Origin of the sequence: Micromonospora sp. NPDC005174 (assembly GCF_040608495.1) — a bacterium.
GTDB lineage: Bacteria > Actinomycetota > Actinomycetes > Mycobacteriales > Micromonosporaceae > Micromonospora.
Genome location: NZ_JBEXIJ010000001.1, coordinates 126,941 through 139,256, shown reverse-complemented (window position 1 = coordinate 139,256; position 12,316 = coordinate 126,941). Strand labels below are relative to the sequence as shown.

Sequence of the window (12,316 nt, the reverse complement as noted above, 5' to 3'; positions counted from 1 at the left end):
TGCGCGGATGAGTCGATGGAAGTTCGTCGGCCGCACCGATGAACTCAACCGCCTGCTGGCGGCGGTTACCGGCGAGGCCGGCCGGGGGCTCTTCTTCAGCGGCAGCGCCGGCATCGGCAAGAGCCGGTTGTTACGCGAGGGCGTCAACACCCTGCCCACCGATCGGTACGCCATCTGGTCCATCGCGGCCAGCGCCACCACCGCGGCGCTGCCGTTCGGTGGGCTGGTGCAGGTCCTCCCCGCGGAGCAGCCACAGGGCCTCTCCCCCGCCGGGATTCTGCGCTGGGCCTTGGGCGTTCTGCAACAGCAGGCCGCCGGCCGCCGGATCGTGCTCGCCATCGACGACGCACACCTGCTCGACCCGCCCTCCGCCGCGCTGGTGCACCTGGTCGCCCGCGCCGACAACGCCACCGTCGTCGGCACCCTGCGCGACGGCGAGCAGATCCCGCTGCCGATCCGCGCACTCTGGACCGACGATCTGGTCGAGCACGTCGAGCTGACCCCGATGCCACCGTCGGAGACCGCCGGCCTGCTGGCCGCGATCCTGGGCGGCCCCGTGGACGCCAACTCCGCCGACCGGCTCGGCCGCCTGTCGGCCGGCAACCCGCTGCTGCTGCGCGAGCTGGTGCACGCCGCCAACGGCAGCGAGGAGCTGAAACGCACCTACGGCCTCTGGAGGTGGACCGGGCGGCTGGAGCTGGCGCCCAGCCTCACCGACCTGATCGACACCCGTGTCGGGAAGCTCACCGACGGCGTCCGTACGGTCGTCGAGCTGGTCGCCTTCGGCGAGCCACTCGGGCTGCACCTGCTCAACCAGGCCGCCGAGCAGTCCGATGTGGAGTTCGCCGAGGAGCGCGGACTGATCAGCGTGGTCCAGCACGACCGACGGACCAACGTACGCCTGGCGCACCCGCTCTACGGCGAGGTGATGCGCCGCCGCTGCCCGGTCAGCCGCACCCGACGTCTGCAGGCGCACCTCGCCGAGCTGCTGGAGCAGGTCGGCAAACGGCGTCGCGACGACCTGCTGCGGGTGGCGGTCTGGCGACTCGACTCGGGCACCGCACAGGACGCCGCCCTGCTCGTGGACGCCGCGATGCAGGCGTTCACCCGTTACGACGTACCGTTGGCGACCCGGCTGGCCCGAGCCGCGCTGCACGCCGACGGCGGCCCGGACGCGGCGGAGCTGCTGGCCACCATCCTGATGTTCGCCGACCGCCCGGAGGAGGCACTCACCGTCCTCGACGCGGTGACCCTGGAGCCGGACGACGAGCACCGCCTGTGCCGGTGGCTGACCGTCCGCGGCATGGTCAGCTACTGGGGGCTCAGTCGAGAGTCCACGGTGGAGGAGATCGCGAGCCGGGTCGAGCAGCTCGGCGACTCCGCCGACCGGGCCCGGGCGCACGCCTTCGAGGCGATCATGCGACTGCACCGGCTCGACACGGCCACCGCCGTGCGGCTCAGCCAGGCCGTGCTCGATCGGCCCGCGGCCAGCATCGCCGCCCGCGAGCTGGCCCGCAGCACCATCGCGTACGTCCAGGCCGCCGAGGGTCAGCTCACGCGCAGCGGCGCGGCCATCGCCCAGGTGCACTCCGCCGCGGCCAGCTGGCGCACCGACATGCCGTACCTGCAACTGGCCCTGGAGCTGGCCCGTGGCACCCGGCTCATGCTCACCGGCGACCTCGTCGGGATCGACGCGATCGTGGCCGACGAGTTCGCCGACCTCGCCGGCGCGGGTGACTTCCGGCTCGGCACCGGATACCTGGCGATCCTGCAGGCGTACGCCGCGCGGCTGCGCGGGCAGAGCGACGCGGCGATGCGTACCTCGTTGGGCGCCTGCGCGGTGCTGGCCACCAGCCGGGTCTACGCCGGCCTGGCCCAGGCCGAGCGGGCCCAGGCGGCGGCGCTGCGCGGCGACGCGGCGCAGGCCACCGAGGCGATGGCCGAGGCCGACCGCACCCACGCGCCGGGCATGGCGGTGCTCTACCCGTGGCTGGAACAGGCCCGGGGGGCGGTGCTGGCCGCCTCGGGTGACCTGCCGGGCGCGGTCAAGCAGCTCAGCGACCTGGCCGACCGTCTGCGCGCGGACGGCTTCGCCGGGCACGAGGTGCACGTCCTGCACGACCTGGTGCGGTTGGAGCAGGCCGGCTCGCCGGTCGGCCCCACCTGCTCCGACGGCGGTCGGCGTACGGTGGCGCAGCGCCTCGCCGAGCTGTCCGAGCGGGTGGACGGCGTGCTTCCGCCGCTGCTGGCGCGGCACGCTCGGGCAGCGGTGACCGACTCGGCCCCGGATCTGCTGTCGGTGGCCGACGACTACGCAGCGCTGGAGTTGACCGTGTACGCCGCCGAGGCCACCGCCCAGGCCCTGCACCGGCTGCGCCAGCAGCACTCGGGGGCCGCCGGCGAGGCGCGCGAACGGCTGGCCGGATTGCTCGGGCGGTGCGACCTGATCCGGACACCGGCGCTACGGGCCGGAGCGCCGGTGCTGACCGAACGCGAGTGGCAGGTGGCGCGCCTCGCCGCCCACGGCGCGACCAGCAAGGCCATCGCGGAGCGGCTGTACCTCTCCGCCCGCACCGTCGAGAACCACCTGCAAAGGATCTACACCAAGCTCGGCGTGACCGCCCGGACCGAGTTGTGGGCCGCGTTGCGATCGATCCCGGGCCACGACGGCGGCGACTCGGGCTGAACCTTAGGCTGGGGCGGTGAGCACCCTCCGCCCCGCGCTGCTGACCGACCACTACGAGCTGACCATGGTCAGCGCGGCACTCAAGGACGGCACCGCCGACCGCCGCTGTGTCTTCGAGGTGTTCAGCCGTCGGCTGCCCACTGGCCGGCGGTACGGCGTCGTCGCCGGCACCGCCCGGCTGATCGAGCTGATGCGCGACTTCCGGTTCGACCCGGCCGAGGTCGACTTCCTGCGCCGCACCGGAGTGGTCGACGAGGCGGCGGCGGCCTGGCTCACCAACTACCGCTTCACCGGTGACATCGACGGGTACGCCGAGGGTGAGCTGTTCTTTCCCGGTTCGCCGATCCTGACGGTCTCCGGCGGGTTCGCCGAGTGCGTGGTGCTGGAAACGGTCGCGCTGTCCGTCCTCAACCACGACTGCGCGGTGGCGGCCGCCGCAGCGCGGATGGTCACCGCCGCCCGAGGTCGTGCGCTGATCGAGATGGGGTCGCGCCGGGCACACGAGGAGGCGGCCGTGGCGGCGGCGCGAGCCGCGTACCTGGCCGGCTTCCGGTTCACCTCCAACCTCGCCGCCGGCGAGCGCTACGGCATCCCCACGGCGGGCACGGCGGCGCACGCGTTCACCCTTCTGCACGACGACGAGCGGGCGGCGTTCGCCTCGCAGGTCGCCACGCTGGGCAGGGACACCACGCTGCTGGTCGACACGTACGACATCTCGCAGGGCATCCGCAACGCCATCGCGGTGGCCGGACCGGAGTTGCGGGCGGTCCGGATCGACTCCGGCGACCTGGCGGTGATCGCGCAGCAGTCCCGGGAACTGCTCGACTCCCTGGGTGCCACCGAAACCAAGATCATCGTCTCGGGTGACCTGGACGAGTACTCGATCGCCGCCCTGGCCGCCGAGCCGGTCGACATGTACGGCGCGGGTACGGCGGTGGTCACCGGCTCCGGAGCGCCCACCGCGGGCCTGGTCTACAAGCTCGTCGAGGTGGACGGCCGGCCGGTGGTGAAGCGCTCCGAGCACAAGGCCACCATCGGGGGGCGCAAGGTGGCGGTCCGCCGGCACAAGCCCACGGGCACCGCCACCGAAGAGATCATCGTCCCCCAGGGCGTGCCCGACCGGCAGGCCAACGACCGGACGCTTCAGCGTTCGTACGTGGTCGATGGCGAGCCCGTGGCCCTGCCCACCCTCGACGAGTCCCGGGAGCACCTGCGGGAGTGCCTCATCTCCATCCCGTGGGAGGGGCTGAAGCTCTCCGCCGGTGACCCCGCCGTGCCGGTCACCGTCGTACCCGCCGGCTGAACCGGGAGCACGATCGAGCCCTTGGGCGCATCCCGTCGTTAGGCAGAACGGAGCTTCCAGCGACAGGTTAGGGCGGGCCACCATGCCATCGACGCGGCGCGTACTCATCGCGATGCTGCCAATCTTGACGATGGTGAGCACGCCGGCGGCAGCGCAGTCGCACAGGCCAGTGGTCCCGGCAGAGGTTCCTCCCTGGCCGGTCGTCACGAGCATCGACCCCTCGGAGGGCCCCGAGTCGGGCGGGCAGCAGGTCCTCATCCGGGGGGCAAACTTCGGGAACGGCACCTACCTGATCGTGACGTTCGGCGACACACGGGCGCCCGATCCGCAGTACAACCCCGACGGATCGGTGAGCGTGCTGACACCACCGCATCCAGCCGGGGTGGTGCTGGTGAGGGTGGACACCGGGATACCGAACGGCTCCGGCAAGTCCTACACCTACCTGCCGGACACCGACGAACCAGAGGCCCAGCCGCCACCCGCCAACCCCGGGCCGGCACCGAGCGTCCAGCCGCCACCCGCCAGCCGTCCGGGCGCGTAGGCTTGCCGGGCGACCCGGCCGGGCCCGCGCTCGTTTGAGGCCCCGGCAGCCGACCCCCGAAGGAGCGCTCCGGTGGGCACTGCCCTGATCATCGTGGACGTGCAGAACGACTTCTGCGAGGGCGGCTCGTTGGCCGTCGCCGGCGGGGCGGGGGTGGCCTCGGGCATCTCCCGGCTGCTCGCCAGCGAGCCGGACCGGTGGACACACGTGGTCGCCACCAAGGACTACCACGTCGACCCGGGTGCGCACTTCGGCGATCCGCCGGACTTCGTGGAGTCGTGGCCCCGGCACTGCGTGGTCGGCACGAGCGGCTCGGAATTCCACCCGGAGCTGGAGACCGGGCCGGTCGAGGCGATCTTCCACAAGGGCGAGCACGCCGCGGCGTACTCCGGCTTCGAGGGGCACGCCGACGACGGCGAGTGCCTGGCCGACTGGCTGCGGCGGCACGACGTGGACCGGGTCGACGTGGTCGGCATCGCCACCGACCACTGCGTCCGCGCCACCGCGCTCGACGCCGCCCGCGAGGGCTTCGCCACCACGGTCCTGCTGGAGCTGACCGCTGCGGTCGCCCCGGAGACCACCGACGTGGCGCTGCGCGCGATGGACGGCGCCGGGGTGGTCCTGCACGGTGAGCCTGTGATCAGGGCCGCATGAGGCGGTAATTGGTTGGCCAACGGTCCGCCATCCGTCGAGGATGTCGCCGGAGGTACGGACCAACGTGAACATCAAGCCTTACCGGACAGCGCTCGCCCTGCCCGGCCTGCGGTCACTGCTGCTGGTCGCCGTCCTCGCACGCATTCCGCTCACGGCCACCGGGGTCACGCTGACTTTCCACGTGGTGCTCGACCTGGACGGGAGTTACGGCGCGGCAGGCCTCGTGGGTGCCGCGATCACGGTGGGCGCGGCGATCGGTGGGCCACTACTCGGCCGTCTGGTCGACCGACGCGGCCTGCGTCCCGTGCTGGTGCTCACCGGGATCGCCGAGGCGGTGTTCTGGACCACCGCGCCGTCGTTGGCGTACCCACTGCTGCTGCCGGCCGCCTTCGTGGCCGGCTCGTTGGCCCTGCCCATCTTCTCGGTGGTCCGCCAGTCGATCGCCGCGCTGGTCCCGGAAGATCAACGGCGGCCGGCGTACGCGTTGGACTCCATGTCCGTCGAGCTGTCCTTCATGATCGGCCCAGCGCTGGCGGTGGCCCTGGTCACCGCCATCTCGGCGCAGACCACCATGTATCTCGTCGGTGGCGGCATCGTCGCCGCAGGCACCGCCCTGTGGTTCCTGAATCCGCCGATCCGTGGCGCGGCCGAGCCGGTCGGCCCACGACGCCAGGTGCCCCGCCGGGAGTGGCTGACGCCCCGCCTGCTCGCCGTACTGGCGGTCAGCACCGCCGCCACCCTGGTCCTCGGGGGTACCGACGTGGCGGTGGTCGCCGTCCTGCGCGCCAGCGGCGAGGTCGGCTGGACCGGCGTGGTGCTGGCCTGTTGGGCGATCGCCTCGTTGGTCGGCGGCTTCGCCTACGGCGCCGTGCACCGCTCGCTGTCGCCGCTGGCGCTCACCGCAGCGCTCGCGCTCTGCACCATCCCCGTCGGGCTGGGCGGCGCACACTGGTGGCTGATCTCTCTCGCGCTGATCCCGGCCGGTGCGCTCTGCGCGCCGACCATCGCGGCCTCCGCCGACGCCGTCAGCCGGCTCGCCCCGCCCGAGGTACGCGGTGAGGCGATGGGCCTGCACGGCTCAGCCGTCACCGTCGGCATCGCAGTCGGCGCGCCACTCGCCGGCGCAGTGATCGACGCCAGCGCCCCGCTGTGGGGCTTCGTGGTGACCGGGGCGCTCGGCGCTTTGGTCACCCTGGCCGTGCTCCCCATCGAACTGCGCCGCCGACGCAACGCCGACGCGGTCACTCCACCTCCGGTCGAGGCCGACCTCACCCCCGTCAGCCACTAGCCAGGCGGATCAGACCCCCGAGCGCGTTGGCTGCTCGCCAGCTCGCCCGCCCGCCGACGAGACTCCGTGGCCAGTCCCACCCCGACACCCCGACACCTCAGCACCAAGATCCGAACAACTTCCCTGATGTTGCTGCTTCACGGGCATGAGAGGCCGCAACATCCCTGATGTTGCGTGGATCTTGCCGGCAGGGCACACCCACGAGCCAGAAAGCCCCACGTTCCGCGCGCCGATCTTGCACAAACTGTCGCCGATTCGCCAGCTTTGACCCGTTAGGTGACGACAGAAAGTGCAAGATCGACGCGGAGCATGGGTGCGCGCGGAGCATGGGTGCGCGCGGAGCACGGGTGCGCGGAGCACGGGTGCGCGGAGCATGGGTGCGCAGGGCACCCAGGGCCAGGGTAGGCACGGGGTGGGGGTAGCGCGACGGGCGCCGCTCCCGGTGTTCCGGGGGCGGCGCCCGTCGTACAGGCTCAGTCGAGCGTCAGTGCCGGTCGATGTTGCTGGCGGTGTCCTCGGTGTAGGTGGCGCCGCCGTCCGACTCGCTGGTGAGCGGCTTCGCGCCACCCTCCGGCGGGCCGGCCACGCTCTGGCCGGCGGCCAACTCCGGGAACTTCATGTCGAATGCCGGGCGCTCGGAGCGGATTCGCGGCATCCGGTCGAAGTTGCGCAGCGGCGGCGGGCTGCTGGTCGCCCACTCCAGCGAGTTGCCGTGACCCCAGGGGTCGTTGACCTCGACCACCGGGCCGGTCTTGTACGACTTCCAGCAGTTGTAGATGAACGGCAGCGTGGAGATACCGGTGACGAACGCGCCGATCGTGGAGATCGTGTTCAGCGTGGTGAAGCCGTCGCCGGGCAGGTAGTCGGCGTACCGGCGGGGCATGCCCTCGGCACCCAGCCAGTGCTGCACCAGGAAGGTGGTGTGGAAGCCGATCATGGTGAGCCAGAAGTGCACCTTGCCCAGGCGCTCGTCGAGCATCCGGCCGAACATCTTCGGGAACCAGAAGTAGATGCCGGCGAAGACGGCGAACACGATGGTGCCGAAGAGCACGTAGTGGAAGTGCGCGACCACGAAGTACGAGTCCGACACGTGGAAGTCGAGCGGCGGGCTGGCCAGCAGCACACCGGTGAGACCGCCGAAGAGGAAGGTGACCAGGAAGCCGACCGCCCAGAGCATGGGCGTCTCGAAGCTGATCTGGCCCCGCCACATGGTGCCGATCCAGTTGAAGAACTTCATGCCGGTCGGCACCGCGATCAGGTAGCTCAGGAAGCTGAAGAACGGCAGCAGGACCTGACCGGTGGCGAACATGTGGTGCGCCCAGACGCTCATGGAGAGCGCGGCGATCGCGACGGTCGCGGCGACCAGGCCCTTGTAGCCGAAGATCGGCTTGCGGGAGAAGACCGGGATGATCTCGCTGATGATGCCGAAGAACGGCAGCGCGACGATGTAGACCTCGGGGTGCCCGAAGAACCAGAACAGGTGCTGCCAGAGCATCGGTCCACCGGTCGCCGGGTCGTACACGTGGGCACCGAGGATGCGGTCCGCGGCCAGCGCGAACAGGGCGGCGGCCAGCAGCGGGAAGACCAGGATCACCAGGAGGCTGGTGACCAGGATGTTCCACGTGAAGATCGGCATCCGGAACATGGTCATACCGGGCGCACGCAGGGTGAGCACCGTCGTGATCATGTTCACCGCGCCGAGGATCGTGCCCAGGCCGGAGATGGCCAGACCCATGATCCACATGTTGGCGCCGACGCCGGGCGAGTGCTCGACGCTGCTCAGCGGCGCGTACGCGAACCAGCCGAAGTCGGCCGCGCCGCCCGGAGTGAGGAAGCCGGCGGTCGCGATCGTGCCGCCGAACAGGTACAGCCAGTAGGCGAAGCTGTTCAGGCGGGGGAAGGAGACGTCGGGCGCGCCGATCTGGATCGGCACGATGTAGTTCGCGAAGGCGAACACGATCGGCGTCGCGAAGAACAGCAGCATGATCGTGCCGTGCATCGTGAAGAGCTGGTTGTACTGCTCGGGCGACAGGAACTGCAGCCCGGGTCGGGCCAGCTCAGCCCGCATGACCAGGGCCATCAGGCCACCGATCAGGAAGAACGCGAACGCGGTGACCATGTACATGATCCCGATCTGCTTCGCGTCCGTGGTACGCAGCAGCCGCGCGATGGCCGACCCCTTGACCGGCTCCCGGACCGGCCAGGGCCGGGTCACGACCGGCTTGGGTGCGACGGTGGTCACGAGTGGCCTCCGGTTCTCGGTTGTCCCGCTCGGCTCACGCTGGTTATTCGGCGGGCCGTCATCCGCAAGGAGGATAGTCCCCGGCAGGTCGCAGCGCCGCGTGGGGTGGCGTGACACGATCTACAACGGGCCTACAGCGGGCCGACCAGTAACCGGTAGTGCTCCCCGAAGATCCGTCCGCCGCGTCCGCGCAGCAGTGGGTCGCGCAGCGCCGGCGGCACGTCCCTGGTCCGGTCGCGGTCCCGGGTACGGTCGGCCACCCATCGGGTACGCGGGCGACGACGACTCTCGTACGCCATCAGCGCTGCCTCCACGCTGCCGGCCGCGCGCAACGATTCGGCCAGCACCACGGCGTCCTCGAGAGCCATCGCCGCACCCTGCGACAGGGTCGGCGCGGTGGCGTGCGCAGCGTCGCCGACCAGCAGTACCCGCCCCCGGTGCCAGCGACCCAGCTCGACCTCGTCGGTGATCCCGACGTGCACCTGGTCGAGCGTCTCCAGCACCTCGGGCACCGGACCGCGGTAGTCGGCGAAGAGTTCCCGCAGCCGGGCGAGGGGGTCGGCGGGCGGCTCGTTGCCCGCCTCGTCGGCGTAGCAGTGCAGTCGACCCTCCCCGATGGGCACGAGCAGCAGGCCGCAACGCTGCCCGAGCAGGGCGGTCCAGTCGGTGACCGTCGGCCCGTCCCGGAGGACGGCCCGGTAGACGACGTGCCCGGTCGGGCGGGGCGGCCCGCCGAGCGCGGCCAGGGTCCGGACCGACGAACGCGGTCCGTCGGCACCGATGACCAGGTCGTACTCGGTGTGGGTGCCGTCGGTGAAGGTGACGCCGACGGCGCCCGGGAGCAGCTCGAGCGTGCGGACCTCGGCGCCGTGCCGGACGGCGCCGCCAGCGCCGCTGAGCAGCACCCGGTGCAGGTCGCTGCGGGGCAGCGCCCGGCACTCCCCGACGCCGGCCCAGAGCACGTCGAGGTCGACCTCGCAGAGCGGGGCCCCGGCGGCGTCGAAGAAGCGCTGCCGGCGGATCACCTGCCCGAGGGGGCGGACCGGATCGTGCAGGTCCAGCCGGTGCAGCGCGCGGGCGGCGTTGCCGGGCAGGTAGAGGCCGACCTCTGTCGACTCCCCCACCGGCAGCTTGTCGGTCACGTCCGGCCGGAAGCCCGCCAGGCGCAGGGCCCGGGCCACGGCCAGGCCGGCGATGCCCGCGCCGACGATGAGAATGCGCAGGGGGGAGCTACGCATGGTGGTGTACGCCTCCGGAGGGGAACGGCACGCGTTGGAGGCAACACGCTACTCGGAGCGATCGGTGCGCACCAGAGCCTGATTGGCCCGCCCGGACGGCTCCTCAGCCGTCCGCGTCGCTCAGCTGGCCGGCCGTCGACGCCCATTCGGCGGGTGCGTGGCATTCCTCACAATTCACCAGTTTGTCGCGGACGTTATTCAGTGCCCTCGATCCATGTCCGGGGGCAGGGCGCAACCGCCAAGTGGCGGGTCGGAGACCGTCCGACCCGCCACTTGGGCGTCTACCCCGAGGTGCTCATCCGCAGTCGCGGGCTGGTACTGCTACGACACGGGCTCCTTGACGACCTGGGAGTTGTACAGGGCCAACACCTGCGCGTCCGTCATGGCGCCCTGGTAGGTGGCGACATCGTCGACCCGACCGAACATCGGGTTGAAGTTGCCCCAGCCACTGCCCACCCGCAGTGGACCGTTCGCCTGCCAGGGCTGCCAGGCCGCGCTGAACGGAACAGCAGACGGCTTCTGGCCGCCCGGAGCCACATACAGATCCCCGTCGACATACAGCCTCAGCTGGCGCTGGCCGACGTCCGACACACCGACCAGATGGTGCCAACTCGTGTCCACGTCCAGAGCGGGCGTGACCGCGATGGTGGGATCAGCACCGCCGTCGGGCGTGGCGGCGTCCTTCAGAATCTTGAACTTCCACTCGCCGCCGTTGGCGGGCAGGTAGTAGAGGTAGAAGCCGTTGTTGATGGTGGCTTCCTGGGACAGCACGAACTGCGTCACGTCGGTCCGGTCCAACTTCACCCACGCCGACACCGTGAACGACTGGTCGGTCCGGACCACCGGCGTCTGCTGCCAGACCGTGTACTGGTTGCCCTGCGAGTCCGGCGCGGTGACCCCGCTCTTGTACGCCGACCGGGCCCACTCCCGCGTGACCTCGGTCGACCCGGTCTGCTCCGGGTAGAACGAATCGTCGAGGCCGAGGCCGTTGTCCCTGTTGCCTGCGACGTCCACGTCAGCGCCTCGTTGCAGAGCCAGGTAGCGATTGAAGCCGGTGCTGTCCGGGGCTTCGCACGCGTCAGCGAGGTCCTGGATGAAGCACACTGCGGCCCCTGCGAAGCTCCACTGCCCGACCAGGACCGGTGCCAACATGCCCGGCTCGTCGACGCCACCGGAGTTGCCGTCCGAGGCGAGCTGGCCGGTGAAGTCACCGCTCACCACCACCCGGTCGAAGATCTGCACATCGGCCAGGTTGCCCTGCCACCACGTGCTTCCCGACCGGCCGACCAGGACGGGCCATGCGGCGTCGTTGAAACCTGTGACGCCCGAAACCGTCGCCTCCGCCTTGCCGTTGACGAAGAGCGTCAGAGTGTGTTCTGCGGCGTCGAAGGCCGTCGTGAGGTGGGTCCAGACTCCGACCTGCGGAATTGAGCTGGACCGGGCGTTCCACCAGGTGACTGAGCTCCCCGACGTGGCCGAGGGCATCTGGGCCAGCCATCTGTCGGTGCTCTTCTGGTACTGGAAGTACAGCGAGGCATTGCCGACCGCGTCCTTCGTCAGGACCGTCCGGTCCGCAGACTTGTCGGTCAGCCGGACCCACGCGGCGACGGAGAAGCTCTTCGCGGTGTTCAGTGCAGCAGCCGTCGCGGTGAGGGACGACGACGTTCCGTTGAAGCCGGCGGACTCTCCGCCGAGCAGCCGGACGTCCCGAGTCCAGCCGATGTTGGTGGGCGTGAGCGGTGTGTCACCACCGAGCGCCGGTTGACTGTCCGCGACCGCCTGCGACTGACTCTGCCCTGGATAGCTCTCCAATCCCCACCGGGCGACAGCCGGACTCGCCCGTCCGACGAGGAACTCCCTGCTGCCATAACCCTCGTTGAAGGTGGCGTCGACCGCGGACACAAAGAGAACGTTCCGGCCGTACTTCGGCGCGGTGAGCGTGATCGTGTCGCTCTTCGGCGTGCCACTGGCCGCGATCGTGGTGGTGGGCCCGGTCCAGCCGTACTTGAAGGTGGTCACGTCGGTGGCACTGGACTCGATCTTGAAGGTTCCCGGCTGGCCCGGTCCGGTCGGTGCCGAGACGACCGTGACCGTGACCGGCGGCACGGTCGTGTCGACCTTGAACTGACACCAGGCCGACCACGGACTCCACTGCCAGTACGGCGAGGGATCCTGCACGGCTACCCGGAACGCGAACGTCTTGTTCTTGGCTGCGCTCACCGCGGCCGTGGTTCCCCGACCGTTGGCCGGCGCGGAGACCTTGGGGGTGGAGGGGTTAGTCGGGCAGGGTAGGTGTCCGTGAGCGTGCCGACGCCCCCTGCGGGCACCTCGACCCATTCATAGGTGCCGACCAGCGCCTGCGTG

At 70.8% G+C, this 12,316-nt stretch carries 8 protein-coding genes; 5 read left to right on the top strand and 3 right to left on the bottom strand.

The features are described 5' to 3' along the window. The first annotated feature begins 7 nt into the window (after nucleotides 1-7). The 5 genes from ABZU91_RS00640 to ABZU91_RS00620 all read left to right on the top strand — a co-directional run bounded on the left by ABZU91_RS00640 (nucleotide 8) and on the right by ABZU91_RS00620 (nucleotide 6,472). Nucleotides 8-2,686, top strand: coding sequence for a LuxR C-terminal-related transcriptional regulator (locus ABZU91_RS00640; RefSeq protein WP_355232835.1), 2,679 nt, complete (start codon nucleotides 8-10; stop codon nucleotides 2,684-2,686). A 16-nt stretch (nucleotides 2,687-2,702) separates the two neighbouring features. Continuing rightward, a complete protein-coding gene (locus ABZU91_RS00635) occupies nucleotides 2,703-3,989 on the top strand; it encodes a nicotinate phosphoribosyltransferase (RefSeq protein ID WP_355232834.1) in 1,287 nt (428 codons plus the stop codon). Between the two features lie 112 nt (nucleotides 3,990-4,101). Then, on the top strand, nucleotides 4,102-4,530 hold the full coding sequence (locus tag ABZU91_RS00630; RefSeq protein WP_355232833.1) for an IPT/TIG domain-containing protein: 429 nt from the start codon (nucleotides 4,102-4,104) through the stop codon (nucleotides 4,528-4,530). Nucleotides 4,531-4,602: 72 nt separating this feature from the next. Beyond that, entirely contained in the window at nucleotides 4,603-5,184 is a 582-nt protein-coding gene (locus tag ABZU91_RS00625; protein ID WP_355232832.1) for an isochorismatase family protein, read from the top strand. 40 nt (nucleotides 5,185-5,224) lie between these two features. Next, a complete protein-coding gene (locus ABZU91_RS00620) occupies nucleotides 5,225-6,472 on the top strand; it encodes an MFS transporter (protein WP_355232831.1) in 1,248 nt (415 codons plus the stop codon). A 484-nt stretch (nucleotides 6,473-6,956) separates the two neighbouring features. On the opposite strand, the gene ctaD is transcribed toward ABZU91_RS00620, so the two are convergent. The 3 genes from ctaD to ABZU91_RS00605 all read right to left on the bottom strand — a co-directional run bounded on the left by ctaD (nucleotide 6,957) and on the right by ABZU91_RS00605 (nucleotide 12,172). Beyond that, a complete protein-coding gene (gene ctaD / locus ABZU91_RS00615; RefSeq protein ID WP_355232830.1) occupies nucleotides 6,957-8,714 on the bottom strand; it encodes a cytochrome c oxidase subunit I in 1,758 nt (585 codons plus the stop codon). Nucleotides 8,715-8,845: 131 nt separating this feature from the next. Beyond that, nucleotides 8,846-9,952 carry an FAD-dependent monooxygenase gene (locus ABZU91_RS00610; RefSeq protein ID WP_355232829.1) on the bottom strand — a complete coding sequence of 369 codons (1,107 nt, stop codon included), beginning with the start codon at nucleotides 9,950-9,952 and terminating at the stop codon, nucleotides 8,846-8,848. Between the two features lie 321 nt (nucleotides 9,953-10,273). Continuing rightward, nucleotides 10,274-12,172, bottom strand: coding sequence for a LamG domain-containing protein (locus ABZU91_RS00605; RefSeq protein WP_355232828.1), 1,899 nt, complete (start codon nucleotides 12,170-12,172; stop codon nucleotides 10,274-10,276). Between the last annotated feature and the right edge of the window lie 144 nt (nucleotides 12,173-12,316).

What these genes read in the sequence shown, in the direction of transcription:
- ABZU91_RS00640 (WP_355232835.1), top strand. Translation starts at nt 8, where the DNA reads ATGAGTCGATGGAAGTTCGTCGGCCGCACCGATGAACTCAACCGCCTG.
- ABZU91_RS00630 (WP_355232833.1), top strand. Translation starts at nt 4,102, where the DNA reads ATGCTGCCAATCTTGACGATGGTGAGCACGCCGGCGGCAGCGCAGTCG.
- ABZU91_RS00620 (WP_355232831.1), top strand. Translation starts at nt 5,225, where the DNA reads ATGTCGCCGGAGGTACGGACCAACGTGAACATCAAGCCTTACCGGACA.
- ABZU91_RS00610 (WP_355232829.1), bottom strand. Translation starts at nt 9,952, where the DNA reads ATGCGTAGCTCCCCCCTGCGCATTCTCATCGTCGGCGCGGGCATCGCC.